Raw genomic sequence first — 19,800 nt, forward strand, 5'->3', positions numbered from 1 at the left:
TCGTTTCTATTTTAAAGCATCTATCCATCGAATGCAAATATGTGTTAAAATAACTTTATGGAAACTTATACAGAAAAACTTAACGATAACCAGATACAACTTTTAAAAAAGAAATACTATAACTATATTTCAGATAAAAAAATTCCTTACGCCCTTTTTCAAATCAAGCTTGAAGATTGTACCATCACTGTCTACACTTCAAAAAAAGCAGTATATCAAGGAGAAAAAGCTTCTTTATATCTCACCCAGCCTCTTGAAGAAGATGAAGCTGGAAGTGATGAAGTGGGCACAGGTGACTATTTTGGTCCGGTAACAGTCTGCGCTGTTTTAGTTAAAAAGGAAGATATCGCATTTCTAAAAGAACTCAAAGTAAATGACAGCAAGCAGATCAACGATGATCAAATTCGTCAAAAAGCTCCACTGCTTATAAAAAGACTGACTCATTCACTGCTTATTTTAGATAACATCAAGTATAACCAGATTCATACTACTAATAATATGAACCAGATAAAAGCTAAATTACACAATCAGGCCTATCTTCATCTTCAAAAGAAAGCTGGATCCTTACCTGAAAGATGTATCGTTGATCAATTTGCACCCAAAGATTTGTATTATCGTTATCTTCAAAATGAACCGCATATCATCAACAACCTTACCTTTGAAACCAAAGCTGAAAGCAAATATCTCAGCGTTGCCTGTGCAAGCATGATTGCCCGTTATGCATTTTTATGCGCCTGGGATAAGATGGAAGAACATTATCAATGTACCATCCCTAAAGGAGCTGGTGCAGAAGTCGATCGCTTTGCAGCTGCTTTTGTTAATAAGTATGGTTATGAAGAATTATCAAAAATTGCCAAGATGCATTTTAAAAATACAGCTAAATTAAAGTAAAACGCCAAAAGGTTCAAACACTCTTGGCGTTTTTATGATTTATTTTATTTTTACATTAATTTCAACGGAATGATCCAATTGAACAAGTTCAACTCCGGCAGCTGCCAGCATCTTCTTGCTTGCAATGACATTATCCGTATTTGCATACTTATCAGATTCATATACGATTTTAGTAATTCCACTCTGGATAATAGCCTTTGCACATTCATTACATGGAAAAAGTGATACATATAACGTACAGCCACGACAGCTTTGTGAGCAATTAAGAATCGCATTTAATTCTGCATGAACGACATAAGGATATTTCGTATCATTACTTTTTCCTTCTCTTGCCCATGGAAAAACATCATCATCACAGCCAAATGGAAAACCATTGTAACCAATACCGATCACTCGGTGCTGTGAATTTACGATTGCTGCCCCTACCTGTGTAGAAGGATCTTTTGAACGCATGGCCGATAAATGTGCCAGTCCCATAAAATAATCGTCCCATGATAATACATTGCTACGTTTCATTTTTTCTCCTGCCTTTCCTGAATGACAAGTTGAGTCAATAGTTCTTTATATCCATTTTCACCTTGAGAAGCCATCTGAGCATCATAACGGTCTAATAAATAATCGGCATAGAAATCAAGATGCAGCTGCTCTGCTGAATAAATGATTTTCGCATCTGTACCCCCATAAATAGGTGTAATACGAGATACAAACGGGATACATGCACAGCAACCAATTAATACAGCCCCAAAAGCGATATACACATGACGTTTAAATGATTTTAATTTAGCCTGATTAGAGAAGCAGATACCCAGTGCCAGGCCACTGATAAAACCTCCAAGATGTCCAAGCATTGAAATATTTGGCATCATAGAAATAAATAAGTTAATCACTAAAGTTGAAATATAACTGCTCAAAATACGTGGATTTTTATAACCGCCTTCACTAAAAAGAAGCACACTATAAACACCTAATAGTCCAAATAATCCTCCACTGATACCTACAGTTACGATATTCCCGTCACCAATCAAGACAAAAAGATTCCCTACGATTATCGATACCAGCATCGTAATGATATACTGGCTTCTTTTTAACCTTCTCTCAATAACAACCCCAAGATTCATCAAGGCAATCATATTCATCAGTAAATGCCACATATCAATATGAATAAATCCTGAAGTTAATAATCGCCAATATTCAAAAGCACTAATGACATTCATCTTGTAATAAGCACCCGCCATGATTGCCGCTGTAATTTCATCACCTGGAATAAAGACCAAGAACTTTACGATCAAAAACATGACAACACATATAACCATAAAAGTAAAAGTTACCTTTGGTAACATATTTCTTTCTCTTAAAGAAGAGTAATACTGACTCCGTGCTTTCTGCTGTAGAACTTTGGTTAAATGCCGTTTTTCCTGTGAAACATTTTTTACCTTCCTGACTACATGATCAATTCCTTCAAATGTTTCAAGCAAAAAACTATCTACCGGCATATCTTCAATAATCGGTATCTGAATCAGCTGTTGATATTCAAAACGGCTGCTTTGACGATTCGTATTCAAGATCAGGCACTTCACAGCCATTGTAAAAGTAGATAAGATTGCCCGATAAACCTGTCCAAATACGCTTTCATTGATATTTGCCTGTGTATAAAGCTCATTTGTAATACAGATGAGCGGATATTTCTGTTTTAGGTTTACCAGCCAATAATCCTGGGTTGGCAATCCCTTGATATTTACGATCTGATAATCATATTTGTTGACTAAAAATGTCAGCAGCTGAAGACCATAAACCTGTTTTTCTTCCATGCTAGTCCTCCTTACTTCTCAGTTCATCCAATATATTTGAAAACTGTTCAGGTAAAGGTGCTTCGACAACCACCTTTTCATGCGTAGAAGGATGAACAAAGGTCAGCTGATGCGCATGAAGCATCTGTCCGCCACAATCTCTTGTTTTCCGATAAGAATATTTCGGATCTCCCATAACTGGATGACCGATATATTGCATATGTACACGAATCTGATGAGTGCGTCCCGTTTCAAGTGAACACTCTACCAAAGTATACTCTTTAAAACGTTCAATGACCTTAAAATGAGTAATCGCTTGTTTTGAATTTTTAGCTGTTACACACATTTTCTGCCGGTCTTTTGGGTCACGCCCGATCGGAGCATCAATCGTTCCATAATCGTGTTCCATAACACCATGAACTAGCGCATAATAAAGTCTTGAAACACTCTTGTTCTTTAATTGTTCAGCTAAAGAAAGATGTGCTTTATCGTTTTTAGCAACTATCAGCAGACCTGTCGTATCTTTATCAATACGATGAACGATACCAGGACGTAAAACGCCATTGATACCAGAAAGATCCTTACAATGATACAAAAGAGCATTCACAAGCGTATCCCGCTGATTTGCAAGTGTCGGATGAACGATCATTCCCTTGGGCTTATTGATAACGATCACATCCTGATCTTCATAACAAATATCTAATTGAATATCCTGTGGCTTTGTTTCTAATTCAATTTCATCATCATAATTTAATTCAAGGTGATCATTTTCTTTAACTCTAGTATTTGCCCTGCATGGAACACCATTCAGTAAAACACATTCATCTAAAATAAGATTTTGAATATAGCTGCGGCTTACATCTTCTAACTTAGCAGCTACTTTATCTACTCTTTCATTTGCATCCTCTGCACTTACTACATATTCACTATGCTTCATTTTTCTTCACACCTTCTAAGATAAAAGACAATATTAAAATACCGACACCTAAACAGAGAAATATATCGGCAACATTAAAAATCGGAAAATCATAGCCAAAAATATCAAACGATAAAAAATCAACAACATACTGCAACCGCAAGCGATCAATAAAATTCCCTATCGTACCGCCCATCATCATCACAATGCCCCATTTTCCTAAAGCATCACATTCAGAACTGCGATAATAAGAAATCATAATAACTAAAGCAACAAGTGTAATGACATAAAAAACAGCCATGCTTCCGCCTTCCATAATACTCCATGCTGCTCCTGTATTCTGTACATAAGTGATCGAAAAGAAACCAGATATGATATCAATTGAATCAAAAAGCTGCATGTTTGAGGAAATTGCAAGTTTTGTTAACTGATCAATAATTAAAATTAATATAAAAGCTACTATATGTTTACGTTTCATGCTAGACATTATAACATACTCATTCCGATTAAACAACAAGTGAACTTTTGAATCATATTTTTAAAATCTTTCATGCTTCTAAACAACTATAATTTTTTTAAAAGAACATAAAAAAAGATATCACAACCAATTGTTTAGGAATAACAAGGAGGTACAAAACAATAGCGCTTTTGTTGTAATATCTTTTATTGATTATAATATATCATTAGTTGAAATAATTTGCAAGTACTTTTTACATTTTTTTCATTATATTTGAAAACATTTCAACAAAGAAATAAAAAAGACTCTTTATTCCTGAGTCTTATAGTTTTTCAGTGCCTGGGCAATCTGATCCGGGCATGATGTAGGACGATTTCCACATTGAATACCATCAAAAGCTTCTATGACTTCATCTACGCTCTTGCCTCTCAATATACTAGAAATTCCTCGTAAATTTCCGCTGCATCCTCCTGTCACCTTCAATGAACGAATCGTATCATCGTCAATTTCAAATTCCATTACCTTTGAACAAACGCCTTTTGGCTGATAAACATATTTTCCCATATAACCTCCTACTTAAGCCTCTTCAACACCATAACCGCAATGCTACCCGTCACGATTCCCGTTGGAATGCTCATAATTAACAAATACGGTAAAAAGGTGATCATCAGCGCCTGATTATATAAAACAAGCGCTACCAAAATCTGGCCAACACAGTGAGCAACAGAACTGGCTACTGAAATACCTACACAGCTTAACCCGCTTACTTTTTTTAGTAGAATGGCACAAATCGTCGATAAGCACACACCACATAATGACATCCAAAAAACATAATTAAAAATCATTCCATTTAATAAACTAGCAAATAACACACGCAATAGATTCACCATCATCATATTGGCATCATTAAACTTATATAATACAACAAGTCCGACAACATTTGCTAATCCAAAATGATAACCGGGAATCGGTGATGGAAATGGAATCTGACTTTCAATCATATGGAAGATCACTGCTAAAGCGATACACATAGCCAAAGTAGTCATTTTTTTTGTCTTATTCATAGCTCACTCCCAAAATTTATTATACATGAAATTAAAGAAAAAGGAAACTTCGTTTCCTTTTATTTACTATTTTGCAGCTGCAACAGCTTCTTCAACTGCTTTTTCAATATCTGTCAGACCAATTGTACATCCAGCCAGGATATCTTCATCAGTTGCATGGCCTTCTGCATCAACTTCAAAGCTTCCATCAGTACCAATCAGATTTTCTTCCAATGATTCAATCTGCTTGTACCATTCAACTTTACCCGTTTTGCTCATGCCATAGTCTTCTTTTATTTCCTTCTTCGTTGTTGCATTTCCATCGTTATCTTTATAAGTTTCATCGATCGAAATTTTTGAAATCAAACCTTCTCCATCCAATTCAACATCAACCAGTATCTTTTCGCCAGATTCCAATTCATGTTCGATAGAAGCAGTCTTTACTTCAGATTCTGTATTTGATGAACAACCTACTAAAGCAATTGCTAATAATAATGCTGATAGTTTTTTCATTAATCACACCTCCTCGCATGTTAGTCCATTATATATAAATTTTAGACAATTGTCAAGATTTTTGCGAGGTAACATGATTGCTTGAAATATCAGTTGCCAAAATAAATAACACCCTCTATAGCCTTTTTCCATCTTTCAAGTCTTTTTTTTCGCTCAGTTTCATTCATATGAGGTTCAAATTGATCTTTAATCATGTGATACAGTTTAATTTCTTCTTTATCATGCCAGTACCCCACTGCTAATCCTGCTAGATAAGCAGCTCCTAATGCAGTTGATTCTGATATCAGTGAACGTCGGATAACTGTATTAGAGATATCACTTTGAAACTGCATCAAAAAATCATTTTTACTAGCACCTCCATCAACTTGCATGGATAAAATATCCATCTGTGAATCTTCACACATTGCTATCAAGACATCATTCGTCTGATATGCAAGGGATTCTAAAGTAGCTCGAATAATATGTTCTTGATTTGTTCCACGGGTTAAGCCAAACATAGCTCCTTTAACCTGCGCTTTCCAATAAGGAGCTCCCAATCCTGTAAAGCTCGGTACAACAATGACTCCATCACTACTAGCTGCCTGACGAGCACGAGAATCTGTTTCTCCAGAAGTCCGAATGATCTGCAAGCCATCCCTCAGCCACTGGATAGCCGCTCCAGCTACAAATACACTGCCTTCTAAGACATAATTTACTTCATCATGGATCTTCCATCCCACACAGCTCAAAAGTCCTTGTTTCGAGTGAATGATCTTATTCCCTGTATTCATTAACAGAAAGCAGCCTGTACCATATGTATTTTTTACACTGCCTGATTCAAAACAGGTCTGTCCAAATAAGGCCGCCTGCTGATCACCCACAGCACTGGCAATCGGAATCTGAACATCTCCCAAAAGCCCTTTTGCGGTATACCCATAAATCTCACTATTTCCTTTAATTTGCGGAAGCATACATTTTGGAATATTCCACAACCGACAGCATTCATCATCCCAATTTAAAGTATCCAAATCCATCAAAAGCGTCCTTGAAGCATTAGAAACATCACTGATATGTACCTTGCCGCCTGTCAATTTCCAGATAAGAAAACTCTCTACCGTTCCAAATAAAAGTTCCCCATCTTCAGCCCTTTTTTGACCATTTTCAAGATGATCCAAAATATAACGGATCTTTGAAGCACTAAAATAGGGATCTAAAACAAGTCCGCATTTTTTATAAAAGAAATCTTCATATCCTTTTTCTCTCATTTCTACACAATAAGAATCACTTTGCCTTGACTGCCAGACGATTGCGAAAGAAACCGGCTGTCCGGTCTTTTTATCCCATACAATAGTTGTTTCACGCTGATTTGTAATGCCGATAGCTGCAATATCACTCATTTGAATATTACTTTTAGCCACCACTTCATTAATTACTGCAATGACACTGGCATAAATAAGATTCGCATTCTGTTCTACCCATCCTGGTTTTGGATAATAGTTTTCACATTCCTTTTGTGCAACTGCGATCATCTGGCTTTCTTTATCAAAAAGAATCGCTCTAGTACTTGTTGTGCCTTGATCAATGGCACATATATATTGAGTCATATATGTCACCTCAATATCATTATAATTGAAAACGTTTACAAATAAAAGAGGAAAGCAAAGCTTTCCTAACATTTTACAATTACTGTAGTTTTCCTTAATCCATCTTTAAAGCCAAGGCTTTTATACAAACCATAAGCAATCTCATTTTCACTGTCAACCTCAAGACTTAAACCATCCTGACTTTCCATCATGGCTTTCTGCATCAAGGCTCTGCCAATTCCTTTGTTTCGACGCCCTTCCTTTACAAGCAAATCAAAGACATGATGAACTTTTTCTTTAACATGAAGATCAAGATAGCCAACAATCTCATTTCCATCTTCAGCGATATAAACCTGAAACAGATCTTCCCTCTCTAATATACGTGAACCAGTCCACCATCCATCCTTGTTATGCATGGCAATATAAGGCTCTTTATCCTTTTCTTCAATGAGATGAACCAGTGTCTTTGTTTCCTTGAAACTGGGTTTATGAAGCTGCATTTCAATTTGTTCATTTTGAAAAAAACCGCTTTCTTCATTCAATACTTCTCTAAGAGTTTCATTGACGCTGGCACAGATCACATAAAGTTCATACTTTTGATAATATTCATGAAGATAGTTCATCAAATCTTTCCATACAGCCTTGTTCAAAGCAAAGCCTAATGTCAATTCAAGATAATGATCAGCAGGTTCATGACAAAAAGCAAAAACACCCTGACAAATATCTTTTTCAAAAAAACCAAGTACAAAATCATCTTCATTTTCAATGCCTTTTTGAATCAGCTGCCTGATTTTTGAAATAGAATCACATCCAGGATAAATCGATTTTTTAGAAATACTCATCTCACAGGCAAACTCAAACACTTCCAGCACATCTTCAACAACTCTGACCATCTTACCCCTTCAGCGGATCTAAATTTACAGTTTCATCAAATGTGCATAAAAATTGTGCTAAAAGATCAATGATCTCCTGTACATCTTGTAGTGACAATGTTTCTATAGATGAGTGCATATAACGCAGTGGTATAGAAACCAAAGCTACAGGTACACCGTCATTGGTGAAATGAATCTTGTCCGCATCTGTACCTGTACGGCCACTAGCGATTTCATACTGCAGATGAATACCTAATTTCTGCGCACATTCCTCTAGTAATTCATTCATCTTTTTATTCACGATAGAACTGTGGCATAATACAGGCCCTTTTCCTAAAGCTACCTCTCCTGTCACATTAGCATTCACACCTTCATAATCACTGGTATATGTCACATCGATTGCAATCGCACATGTTGGTTTTACCTTTTGACTTGCCCAATAAGCACCCCGCATCGTTGTTTCCTCGCCAACTGTCGTTGCACCATATGCACCAATCTGACATCCTTTTTCCTTAGCCTTGCGAATCGCTTCTAATACAATAAAAGCACCAATACGATCATCCATTGCTCTAGCTGCCATACGATCCTTAACAAGATATTTATAACTGGTAGATGCACAAACACAATCCCCTACGCTGACATATTGCATCGCTTCTTCTTTTGAAGAAGCACCAATATCAATCGTCAGATCTTCACAAGTGAGATCACTTTTCTTTGTCAATGCAGAATTTGTAATAACAACACCATTGACCATTCCTTTTTTTGTTTTGATTTGAACATGAGTTCCTAGATACAAAATTGCACGTACTCCTCCGGCATTGGTTATCTTCAAAGAACCATCATTTTGAATATTTGTCACAATAAAACCGATTTCATCAATATGACCGCATAAAAGCACCTTCGTTGAAGATTCAGGATTCACTGCCTGAATGACATTTCCTGTCACATCTGTAATAATTTCATCACTGACATCCTTCATATAATCTATTACTTTTTTTTGCAGTTCAACTTCATGTCCGCTCACTGAACAAGTTTCTAACATTTCTTCCAAAAAATTCTGATTCATCATTTTCTCCTAACATTTACACATCATATCTATGATTTCCTGATCCGTCTTTTTCATTCCTTTTGATGAAAGACGGGATATATTACGAATGGTATTTTCAACACCTTTTATAACGAGTCCCTCGCCATCTTTAAATTCCTGACCTTTTATAGCCATATAATAGCCAATAATACCCGCATCAACAGCAACTGCGATTTTACTTGCACAAGAAGGTTTGGCTCCGTCACAGACAATACCACTAGCAATCGCAATCGCATTTACAAGAGTATGGGCGATCAGTTCATAATTACCGCCATTCAGATAGGCTATTCCACAACCGGCACCACAGCCGGCACTCACTGCTCCACAATAAGCAGATAACCTTCCTATTCCTGATTTTAAATGAATTGTGATAAGATTGCTGACCACCAAAGAACGATAAAGCAATTCCTCGCTAGCTTTCATCTCTTTCGCATATATGATGACTGGCAAAGAAGCTGTCATTCCCTGATTACCGCTTCCTGAATTGATGATCACTGGCATTTCACAGCCGCTCATTCGAGCATCACTGCCTGCTGCTGCATAAGCACGAGCTTTGATTTTCACATCATCGCCATAAATATCTAATAATAGCTTTCCTACATTCGCACCATAAGAATTTTTTAATCCTTCTTCTGCAATTCTCATATTATAACGAATCTGACGCTCAAGCACTTCCTTTACGTCTTCGATCTTGACTTCATTTGCAAATTCAACGATTTTCTCTACGCTTAAAATGCTGTAATCACTCTTTTTTTTCTTTTCTTTGGTATGATCTTCAAAAAGAATGCTGCCATCTCTTTCAATCAATACAACATGAGTATGACTTTGTGAAATACGAACAGTTGAACAGTGATGCTCACCGATACATTCTATTTTAATGTCTAAAGCTTCACGGGTCTTAAACGGCGTTACTTCAATACAATCACGTTTTAAAAACTCTCGCATTCTTGTCCTGCCCTGCTCATCAACTTTAGAAATAACTTCCAATACAAGATCGCTGTCTCCTGCACAGATACCTGCGGCAATACTTGCTTCAATCCCTTTTAAACCGCCTGTATTAGGTACGATTACACTTTTTACATTTTTAATGATATTACCACTTACACAGGCTTTGACTTGAATGACCTCTTCATCCAGTACCTTTGCACATAAGCTGGCACAATAAGCTAAAGCGATAGGCTCCGTACATCCCATAGCCGGAACCAGCTCATCTTTTAAAATATTGATCAATGCATTATACTCTTCCATAAACACAACTCCTAACTGTATAATAGTTTATCACTTTTTTTCTTATAAGAAAAGGTTAGACAGATACTTCTGCCTAACCTTTTAATTTCATAAGAGTTGCCTGTGTCAGATCATACTGTTCACGATAATTTGTTAATTTGTCTTTTTCCGCATTAATTTTCGCTTGCGGAGCCTTACTGATAAAATTCTGATTATTCAGCATACCTTCACAGCGCTGGATTTCTTTTGTCAATCGTTCAAGTTCTTTTTCACATTTCGTAATCTCTTCTTCTACATTTACGACATCCGCCAAAAGAATCTCTAAAGTTCCTTTTAAGATCGTACGTGAAACTGTTTCCCCTTCGATACGCTCATTCAGCCAGTTTGCCTTACACATCCGCTCTAAGATTGCAGCAATCTCTTCATTTCTAGATATAAGCTCACCCCTGGTATCACAGATCATAACATCAACCGGCGTACTCGGTTTCAAATGATATTGTGTCTTAATTTCACGTACCGCCTGAATCATCGTGATCAATTGACCGATCTCATTTTCACTTTCACTCATATCTACATCAAATGGCTGAGGCCAGCTTTCCTCATTAATTGACTCATATTTTCCTGGCAGGATACCATAAATTTCTTCACTCACAAATGGCATGAATGGATGAATCATACGTACGATGCCGCTCAATACTGATACAAGCGTTGAAACTGCAGCCTTTTTAGCTTTTACATCATCCCCATTTAAAGCAGCCTTGCTTAATTCAATGTACCAGCTGCAGAAATCATCCCATATGAAACTGTAAAGTTCATTACCTACCAGTGCAAACTCATATTTATCCATATTAGAGGTTACAGACTGTAAAACAGTATTAAAACGTTTTAAGATCCATTTATCTACAATTGATGCATCTTTTAGATCAAGATCCTCTAAAGTCAGATCTTCATCCATATATAAGCTTACAAATCGGGAGGCATTCCAAATCTTATTGATAAAATTCCAGCTTGCTTCCACTTTTTCACTGATAAAGCGTAAATCCTGTCCAGGTGTTGAATTTGTTGTCAGGAAGAAACGCAGCGTATCGCAACCATACTGATCGATCACATCTAACGGATCTACACCATTTCCTAATGATTTTGACATTTTTCTGCCCTGGGCATCACGAATCAAGCCATGGATCAAAACATCCTTAAATGGTCTTGAATGGGTCGCATATCGTGCCTGAAAAGCCATTCTAGCTACCCAGAAGAAAATGATATCATATCCTGTGATCAACGTATCATTTGGATAATAACGTTTTAAATCCTCTGTTTCTTCAGGCCATCCAAGCGTAGAGAACGGCCATAAAGCACTAGAAAACCAGGTATCCAATACATCTTCATCCTGATGCCAGTTTTCTATATCTTTTGGTTCTTCAATACCAACATAGATTTCACCTGTTTCATTATGATACCATGCTGGAATTCGATGTCCCCACCAAAGTTGTCTGGAAATACACCAGTCTTCAATATTTTCAAGCCATGTCTGGAAAGTATGTTCAAAACGTTTTGGTGTAAAATGAATCTTCGTATCTTCATTTTCCTGATTTTTTAATACCGCATCTGCTAAAGGTTTCATCTTTACAAACCACTGCTTCGAAAGATATGGTTCAACGATCACACCTGTTCTTTCAGAGTGACCTACCTGATGCATATGCTTTTCAATATGATCGACAACACCTGCTTTTTCAAAATCAGCCACCAGTGCTTTACGACATTCAAAACGATCCATTCCTGCATACTTATGTGCAAGTTCATTCATCGTACCATCATCATTCATGCATACCGGCATCGCTAACTGATACTTCTTTGCCAATAAAAAGTCATTTGGATCATGTGCCGGCGTACATTTCATAACTGCTGTACCAAAGCTCATATCAATGTAATCATCCGCCATGATCGGCAAAATTTCACCATTAGCCGGATTAATTACATGCATGCCGATGATATCCTGATAACGTTCATCATCCGGATGAACAAAAACAGCCTGATCAGCAAACATCGTTTCAGGACGTGTTGTCGCAATAACCAGCTTTTGTTTGGTTTCCACTACTTCATACTTGAAGTAATACATTGCCCCTTCAATTTCCTTATGTATAACTTCAATATTGGATAAAGCAGTACGAGCCTGTGGATCCCAGTTAATAATACGTTCTCCCTGATAAATCAAACCATCATGATATAAATCAACAAAGATTTTTCTAACAGCCTTGCTTAATCCTTCATCCAAAGTAAATCTTTCTCTTGTATAATCCAAGGAAAGACCCAGTTTTGCCCACTGCTCACGAATATGAGAAGCATATTCTTCTTTCCATTCCCAGGCTCTCTCTAAAAACTTTTCACGACCGATGTCATAACGGCTGATTCCTTCATCTTTCAACCGTGCATCTACTTTAGCCTGAGTTGCGATACCCGCATGATCCATACCCGGTACCCATAAAACATCATAGCCCTGCAATCGTTTATAACGTGCTAAAATATCCTGCAACGTATTGTCCCACGCATGACCCAAATGAAGCTTCCCAGTAACATTTGGTGGTGGAATCACAATACAGAATGGGTCTTTCGACTTATCTCCTGCTGTAAAATAACCCTTCTTGCACCATGTTTCATATTTGTCTTTTTCTACTTTATGATGATCATATTTAGCCGACAATTCTTTCTTCATCATATTCCCTCCTTAGCCTGCTGAATAAATCAATATCGATCAATCTTCCCTGATATCTCAGATAGGAACGCATCGTTCCCTCATAGCTAAAACCAACACTTTTAAGTGTTCTGGCACTTTTTTCATTATCATGAAAAACAAGTGCTTCAATGCGATGATATCCTAATTTCTCAAAGCCCTCACGCATAAACATCTCTAAAGCTTCTTTCATATAACCATGATGTTCATACAAGCGATTAAGAATAAAACCTATTCTTCCGATACCATCGAATTCTTCATTAAAATTAATGACACCAATGACACGTTTATCTAAAACAATCACTTTTGGTGGTGATAATCCCCGCTTAAGATAAGAAAAATATTCCACTTTCAACATTCTCTTTAGCTCATCCATCGTATCACAGCGTCCTAGCCAATATTTCGTTGATTGGGGATCAGAAAAAACTTCAAAAAGATCCTGTGTATCTTCTTTTCTCATATTTCTTAAAAGAATCCTTTTTTCCATTCCACCCCTCCAATACAAGAAAAAGCGCCCTCAAAGGACGCTTAACGTGGTACCACCTTTATTTACACAAAATTGTGCCTTGATCTTTTAACGCAAGTAACGTTCTCTCCTACTCAGCTCAGAAAGACAGCTCCAAGACTACAATTTATTTTTCATTGGCTTCGTTTCACCACCCCAAAGCTCTCTACACAACTCCAAATAAATCCTTCTCTTCATCGCATTTATCACATGATAACAAAATTTTCTTTAATTTTCAACCCTTAGGAATCAAAATGCATTGTTTCGGTTTGATATGAATATCATTATTCGCTCTTCTAAGTTCATCTACTGTAACATTAAAACGTTGAGCAATCGTATCATACGAATCATTTTCTTTCGCAATGATCAATGTACAATTCGTATATAAATTTTCATTTTCCTCAAAAAGATCTTCTAATCCCATCAGATCCAGCTCCTCATCCTCATAAGTCATCTGATCTTCTTCATTCAATCCTTCAATATCAAACGTCAGATTCACCAGAATTCCCTCATCAGCTACTCCATTAACATCAGCTAAAGATACCTTAAATTCATCACTTGTACACTTATAAATAGGTGCAAAAATATCACATTCAATTAATTCATGAAAATCAAAGATCATTCCCTCATGCATATACTGCCCTTTTAAATCAACATAACCTATACATCTTTTTCCATCATGCTCATCTTGAATCTTTAAATTTTCCTGTGCGTTCAAATTCAATAACTGGTCTATTTTTTCTTCCGTTAAAATTCTTTTTTCAACATTCATCGTTTTCATAACAGTCCTCCCCTATACTGTATGAAAAATCAAAAAAGAATATACAAAAAGGTTGTCAATGACAACCCTTCATTTTATTTTCCTTTCGCCTCATATAATTCACTGACTGTCACAAACTGATAACCTTGTGAATCATAATATTCAATCAGCTGTTCTACTGCCGGGATCGTTGTGGCATGGATATCATGGAATAAGACAATCGCACCATTATATGTGTATTTCTTACACATTTCAATAACTTTTTCTGTATTCTTGCTTTCCCAGTCTCTCGTATCGACATCCCAATAGACAATTTTCTCTGTGATCGTATCACTCAATGATTTAATGCTTGCGCCAAAAGGCGGACGGAATAAAGAAATATCCTGGCCCGTAAGTGAGAAAAAGATATCATCTACTTTATCTAAATCAGCCACAGCAGTTTCAAGAGACATTCCATTCATCCAGTCATAGGTATGATCATAAGAGTGGGAAGCCACTTCACTGCCACTTTCTACAATTGCTCGCACTGTATCCGGATAAGTCTCCATCAGATAACCTAATTCAAAGAAAGTGGCTCTACCACCGACTTTTTCTAGCGCCGCTAAGATTCGCTCGGTATTTCCAGGTGCTGGTCCATCATCAAAAGTAAATGCGATCATCGGTTTATTTGGATCAATTTCTCTTTTCTCAACTTCAATCTTATCATACTTTAGGATACTTGGAATATTTTGATTATCCATTACAAAACTCGTATTATTCTCATCATAGCCAAAATCTACATCTTCACCATTTACATTCAGCACAAGCCCTTCTTCTGTGATTTTCTTTAATAATACATTTGCTGTTTCGCACGAATGATCTTTCGCCTGCTGACGAATCGCTTTCATACGAATACAATCTTCAATATCGATCATTTTATCTTGATCAAAACTAATATATAACTGTTTGGTTGTCTGCGGATTAATAGGATTCAAGCCATCTAAATCCGCATACGTCGTTGCAGTGATGACATAGCTTTTATACTGTGAAAAAGCACTGTTGCTTTCATAATCAATATGAGTAACCCTCGCTTTTTCGTTTTTAATTTCTTCTACAAAGGCATCCAGTTTCTGCTGGGCATCACTATTTGAAAATGTTGGAAGATGCAATGCATAAATCAGCATTTCATCAGAATCAGGATCCTTTTCTTCATATACTTGATTATTGATAGAATCATCCTCTAATTTCAGTTCTGTTTTCGCATTCGCAAATTCAGCTGCTATAATATCTTTTTTAAACAGGTTTTTTATCGCAAAGACACCGCCAATCAAAAGCAAGGCACATAAAAGGATCCCTACGATCAAAAGCATCAAACGTCCGATCCTTATTCTTCTTTTTCTTTTTACTTTTTCCATTTTTATCACCAACATATATTTTACAAGATATATGTAGTAAAAGCAATTTATTTTATAAATCTATTTTAATTATTTTTAAACCATTATTTTGGAAGTTCCGTTTAAGTACCTATTTTCATAACAGTTTCCGTTTTGGTAAAATATAAGTGTAAGAACTGGCTCGTCTCAATTAAAGAAAGGATGTGTCATTATGTGTAAAGGCAGCCAGCTATCTCTTAAACAGCGTCAGATTCTTGAATCCCTTCTTAATGAAGGTACAAAACTCTGTGATATCGCTTCCGAACTTCATCGTGATCCTCGTGGCATCGCTTATGAAATCAAATCTCATCGTCAGCTCTTTGTCCGTAAGAATCAGAGAAACAAATGCGGTATTCAGGACAAATGTAAGAAAGTCCGTCTCTGCAGCGACTGTGATTCAGGACTGTGCAAATACTGTTCCCATGTGCACTGCGACTCTATCTGTCCTGATTTCTGTGAACTCCCTGACTGCAAATCTATCCGCCGCTTCCCTCTGGTATGCAACGGATGCGATTCTATCAGATCCTGCCATCTCCCGAAGCTTTATTATAAGGCTCAAGTTGCCCATAACGAATACAGGGATAATATTTCTCTTCATAAGAAAGGTCCTAAGGCTGATGAAATCAAACTAAAAGAACTCGATGAGATCATTTCCGAGGGTGTCAGAAAAGGTCATTCCATTGAAGTTATTCTTCACGTTCACGGGCTTTCCATTGCGCCAAGCACCGTCTACCGCTATATCGATCAGAATCTATTAAGCGTTAAGAACATCGATCTGAAACGGAAGGTACGCTACAAGCCAAGAACCACCGACAAGCCTAAGGCTAATCCGATGGAATATGACTATCTCAAGGGAAGAACTTTTGAGGACTTTGCGAGATTTATTCTTGAGAATCCATCCGCAAATCTCTGGCAGATGGATACGCTTGAAGGAAAGAAAGGAGGCTCTGCCGTCCTCTCGCTTCTGTTCACCAAGACAAATCTTCAGCTTTATTTCAAGATCTCTGCGATCTGCATAGAGGAAGTCTCCCGAATCTTTGACGGAATCAGAAAGCATCTTGGGAATGATCTGTTTAAGGAAACCTTTGGATGTATCCTCACTGACAGAGGCAAGGAGAATAGAGATCCCATAAGCATAGAAACAGATCCCGACAGCGGCGAAGTTCTGACAAGAGTCTTCTACTGCGATGCACGGAGAAGCGAACAGAAAGGCAAATGCGAGAAGAACCATGAGCATTTCAGAGAAATGATACCGAAAGGCAGGGATATGGACCGTTTCGGACAGAAAACGATCGATCATGTATCCCTGCAGGTCAATAATTATCCAAGAGGAAGTCTGAACTATCAATCTCCTCTATCCTGTACCGTGAATCTACTCAATAAAAAAGTGTTTGAACTGAATAACCTTCGAATTCTTCCCACCAAGAAGATTACTCTCAAACACTTAGACAAATAACGAGATTTTGAGCCGGTTCTTATAGCCATAAAACGGAAATTTCAGAACAAATAAGAAAACTTTTGTTTTGAAACCGAGCTTTCATGCGCTCAAAATGACCTCATTTTTCATATAAATCATATCATTTTCTTTAGATTTTGAATAGATTTATCAGGAATTTTATTCAAATTTATCCTTTAAAACGGAAGTTTCATTAAAAACGGAAACTTCATTAAAAATTAACCATTATTTTTAAACTATCCTATGTTAAAATAAATCGTTAGACGATAAATAAAACAAATTTGTGCAATTCCTAAGGAAAATGATTGTATTTAAATTCACTTGGTAGTATAATTGCACAGTTAAAGTGTAGGTGAGAACAATGAGTAGAGAAAAAATTATTAACTTGGCGGTCATTGCTCATGTCGATGCAGGTAAATCAACTCTAGTAGATGCCTTTCTGAATCAAAGCCATGTTTTCAGAAGCAATGAAGAAGTTGTGGATTGCGTTATGGATAGCAATGATCTTGAGCGTGAACGTGGAATAACGATTTATTCCAAAAATTGTAGTATCAACTACAAAGACTATAAGATAAATATTGTAGATACGCCTGGACATGCTGACTTTTCTAGTGAAGTAGAACGTATCATTCAAACAGTAGATACCGTTATTTTATTAGTTGATAGTGCTGAAGGCCCTATGCCACAAACACGTTTTGTGCTTTCTAAAGCATTAGAAATGGGATTACGGCCGATTCTTCTCATTAATAAGATTGATAAAAAGGATCAGCGGGCTGAAGAAGTGGTTGATGAAGTCTATGAACTTTTCCTTGAATTAAACGCTACTGACGAGCAATTGGATTTTCCTATTCTTTATGGGATTGCGAAGCAAGGTATCGTTGTTAGAGATCCTCAGGATAAAGGTGAAAATCTTGAACCATTATTTGAGACGATTCTTGAACATACTGCACCTTATCCTGATAAATCACAAGAACCTTTACAGCTGCAAATATCAAATCTGGCATATGATGAATATATTGGACGTCTAGGAATTGGACGTATTTATTCTGGAACGCTTAAAGAAGGACAGAACATTGCCGTTTGTGATAGTGACGGACATTCAAGAAACCGTCAGATTTCCCAAATCTTTGTATACAAAGGACTTAAAAGAGTTCCTGTATCTGAAGCCAGTTGTGGCGATATTGCCGTAATCAGCGGTATTAGTGATATTTCTATTGGTGAAACGATCTGTGAAAGAGAGCATCTTTTACCATTGCCAATGATTAAAATTGAAGAACCGACATTATCTATGAACTTCATTGTAAATAAATCTCCTTTTGCTGGCAGAAGCGGTAAATTTGTGACATCTCGTAACTTAAAAGAACGTCTTGAAAAAGAGCTGGAAGTAAATGTAGGATTGCGTGTAGAACCTACTGAAAGCGGAGATTGCTTTAAGGTCAGCGGGCGTGGTGAATTGCATATTACGATTTTACTTGAAAATATGCGTCGTGAAGGATATGAAGTCGCTGTCAGCAAGCCTGAAGTAATCTTGAAAAGAGATGAAAATGGTAAGGTCGTTGAGCCCGTTGAAGAGGTAATCGCTATTGCACCTAGCGAATATCAAGGAACGATTATTAATAAATTAAATCTTAGAAAAGGTCAGATGGTTGACCTTTCAGAAGAAAATGGTTATTCTCGTATTGTTTATAAAGTACCGACTCGTGGACTTTTAGGATATCGCAGCGAATTTATTAATGATACACGTGGTGAAGGAACGATGGTACGCCGTATTGATGGCTATGAGCCATATAAAGGTGAGATCATGCAGCGTGCTAATGGTGCCATGATTTCTACAGAAACAGGTAAGGCCATGACTTATGCACTATGGAATCTTCAAGAAAGAGGAACCCTTTTTATCAGTCCACAGACTGAAGTCTATGAAGGTATGATCGTAGGTATGAGTTCTCGTGATAATGACCTTGAGGTCAATCCAATCAAGAATAAAAAATTAACAGCAATTCGTTCCAGCGGTGCTGATGAAGCAATGAAGCTAACACCGCCAAAACAGTTGACACTTGAATCAGCTATCGAGTTCATCAACGATGATGAATTGGTTGAGATTACTCCTGATACGATTCGTTTAAGAAAGAAAGGTTTGACACCATTTGAACGTAAACAGTTATATCGTCATCAGGTAAAAGAGGAAAATATTGATTAAGGATGGAAAAACCATCCAATGGCATGAACTTAAGATATAATTTTAAGTTCATGCTTTTTTATTATATATCCTTTTTTTTGGATAGAATTTCATATTTTTTCAGATTGTAGTATAGGATAAATTTAATATCACTTTATTATATAAATGTTTAATTGTATAATTGTAGTATAGGACGGTGATGTTATGTTTGTAAAAGTTGTAAAAAACAATAGAGGACGCCCACATACCTCTTTTATCTCAATTGTTCAATCTTATCGTGAAGATGGAAAGGTAAAGCATCGTACAGTCAGAAATCTTGGACTTTTTGATGATGATCAGGTTCCCTATATTAAAGCTGCCTTCGCAAAAAAGAAGCCTCGTCTTGTCTATGACGACTGATCTGTAGTA

Annotated in this window: 19 protein-coding genes and 1 other annotated feature; of the genes, 4 read left to right on the top strand and 15 right to left on the bottom strand. The window is 36.8% G+C overall.

Annotated elements, in window-relative coordinates; genetic code table 11:
- Positions 1-57 precede the first annotated feature (57 nt).
- Positions 58-891 carry a ribonuclease HIII gene (gene rnhC / locus BQ5367_RS00275; protein WP_071440602.1) on the top strand — a complete coding sequence of 278 codons (834 nt, stop codon included), beginning with the start codon at positions 58-60 and terminating at the stop codon, positions 889-891.
- Between the two features lie 39 nt (positions 892-930).
- On the opposite strand, the gene BQ5367_RS00280 is transcribed toward rnhC, so the two are convergent.
- From BQ5367_RS00280 to BQ5367_RS00350, 15 genes are all read right to left on the bottom strand, one after another.
- Entirely contained in the window at positions 931-1,407 is a 477-nt protein-coding gene (locus BQ5367_RS00280; RefSeq protein ID WP_071440603.1) for a deoxycytidylate deaminase, read from the bottom strand.
- A complete protein-coding gene (locus tag BQ5367_RS00285; RefSeq protein WP_071440604.1) occupies positions 1,404-2,699 on the bottom strand; it encodes a rhomboid family intramembrane serine protease in 1,296 nt (431 codons plus the stop codon). Before BQ5367_RS00285 ends, BQ5367_RS00280 begins: the two co-directional genes overlap by 4 nt.
- A gap of 1 nt (position 2,700) precedes the next feature.
- Positions 2,701-3,615, bottom strand: a complete 915-nt coding sequence (locus BQ5367_RS00290) for an RluA family pseudouridine synthase (RefSeq protein WP_071440605.1) — start codon at positions 3,613-3,615, stop codon at positions 2,701-2,703.
- Positions 3,605-4,072 carry a signal peptidase II gene (lspA, locus tag BQ5367_RS00295; RefSeq protein ID WP_071440753.1) on the bottom strand — a complete coding sequence of 156 codons (468 nt, stop codon included), beginning with the start codon at positions 4,070-4,072 and terminating at the stop codon, positions 3,605-3,607. The genes BQ5367_RS00290 and lspA overlap by 11 nt, the downstream gene beginning before the upstream one ends.
- Positions 4,073-4,360: 288 nt before the next feature.
- Positions 4,361-4,615 (bottom strand): TIGR03905 family TSCPD domain-containing protein, encoded by a 255-nt coding sequence (locus BQ5367_RS00300; RefSeq protein WP_071440606.1) that lies wholly within the window; start codon positions 4,613-4,615, stop codon positions 4,361-4,363.
- 8 nt (positions 4,616-4,623) lie between these two features.
- Positions 4,624-5,115 (bottom strand): Gx transporter family protein, encoded by a 492-nt coding sequence (locus tag BQ5367_RS00305; RefSeq protein WP_071440607.1) that lies wholly within the window; start codon positions 5,113-5,115, stop codon positions 4,624-4,626.
- A 66-nt stretch (positions 5,116-5,181) separates the two neighbouring features.
- Positions 5,182-5,607, bottom strand: coding sequence for a hypothetical protein (locus BQ5367_RS00310; RefSeq protein ID WP_071440608.1), 426 nt, complete (start codon positions 5,605-5,607; stop codon positions 5,182-5,184).
- An 89-nt stretch (positions 5,608-5,696) separates the two neighbouring features.
- Complete coding sequence (gene glpK, locus BQ5367_RS00315) at positions 5,697-7,190, bottom strand: glycerol kinase GlpK (RefSeq protein WP_071440754.1); 1,494 nt, start codon at positions 7,188-7,190, stop codon at positions 5,697-5,699.
- A 65-nt stretch (positions 7,191-7,255) separates the two neighbouring features.
- Complete coding sequence (locus BQ5367_RS00320; RefSeq protein ID WP_071440609.1) at positions 7,256-8,062, bottom strand: GNAT family N-acetyltransferase; 807 nt, start codon at positions 8,060-8,062, stop codon at positions 7,256-7,258.
- 1 nt (position 8,063) lies between these two features.
- Positions 8,064-9,107 (bottom strand): zinc-binding metallopeptidase family protein, encoded by a 1,044-nt coding sequence (locus tag BQ5367_RS00325; RefSeq protein ID WP_071440610.1) that lies wholly within the window; start codon positions 9,105-9,107, stop codon positions 8,064-8,066.
- Positions 9,108-9,116: 9 nt separating this feature from the next.
- Positions 9,117-10,376 carry an L-cysteine desulfidase family protein gene (locus BQ5367_RS00330; protein ID WP_071440611.1) on the bottom strand — a complete coding sequence of 420 codons (1,260 nt, stop codon included), beginning with the start codon at positions 10,374-10,376 and terminating at the stop codon, positions 9,117-9,119.
- A gap of 73 nt (positions 10,377-10,449) precedes the next feature.
- Positions 10,450-13,065 (bottom strand): valine--tRNA ligase, encoded by a 2,616-nt coding sequence (locus BQ5367_RS00335; protein ID WP_071440612.1) that lies wholly within the window; start codon positions 13,063-13,065, stop codon positions 10,450-10,452.
- Positions 13,043-13,570: a GNAT family N-acetyltransferase gene (locus tag BQ5367_RS00340; RefSeq protein ID WP_071440613.1), complete on the bottom strand. Its 528-nt coding sequence runs from the start codon at positions 13,568-13,570 to the stop codon at positions 13,043-13,045. The genes BQ5367_RS00335 and BQ5367_RS00340 overlap by 23 nt, the downstream gene beginning before the upstream one ends.
- 30 nt (positions 13,571-13,600) lie before the next feature.
- Positions 13,601-13,795 (bottom strand) — a binding site (T-box leader).
- Between the two features lie 28 nt (positions 13,796-13,823).
- Entirely contained in the window at positions 13,824-14,369 is a 546-nt protein-coding gene (locus BQ5367_RS00345; protein WP_071440614.1) for a LysM peptidoglycan-binding domain-containing protein, read from the bottom strand.
- 74 nt (positions 14,370-14,443) lie between these two features.
- On the bottom strand, positions 14,444-15,742 hold the full coding sequence (locus BQ5367_RS00350) for a polysaccharide deacetylase family protein (protein WP_071440615.1): 1,299 nt from the start codon (positions 15,740-15,742) through the stop codon (positions 14,444-14,446).
- 190 nt (positions 15,743-15,932) lie between these two features.
- Here BQ5367_RS00350 and BQ5367_RS00355 point away from each other — a divergent pair, with 190 nt between their 5' ends.
- The 3 genes from BQ5367_RS00355 to BQ5367_RS00365 all read left to right on the top strand — a co-directional run bounded on the left by BQ5367_RS00355 (position 15,933) and on the right by BQ5367_RS00365 (position 19,791).
- Positions 15,933-17,216, top strand: a complete 1,284-nt coding sequence (locus tag BQ5367_RS00355) for an IS30 family transposase (RefSeq protein ID WP_071440616.1) — start codon at positions 15,933-15,935, stop codon at positions 17,214-17,216.
- 361 nt (positions 17,217-17,577) lie between these two features.
- A complete protein-coding gene (gene typA, locus BQ5367_RS00360; RefSeq protein ID WP_071440617.1) occupies positions 17,578-19,413 on the top strand; it encodes a translational GTPase TypA in 1,836 nt (611 codons plus the stop codon).
- Positions 19,414-19,596: 183 nt separating this feature from the next.
- Positions 19,597-19,791, top strand: coding sequence for a hypothetical protein (locus tag BQ5367_RS00365; protein WP_071440618.1), 195 nt, complete (start codon positions 19,597-19,599; stop codon positions 19,789-19,791).
- Positions 19,792-19,800 lie beyond the last annotated feature (9 nt).

It is taken from the genome of Traorella massiliensis, from assembly GCF_900104665.1.
Lineage (GTDB): Bacteria > Bacillota_I > Bacilli_A > Erysipelotrichales > Erysipelotrichaceae > Traorella > Traorella massiliensis.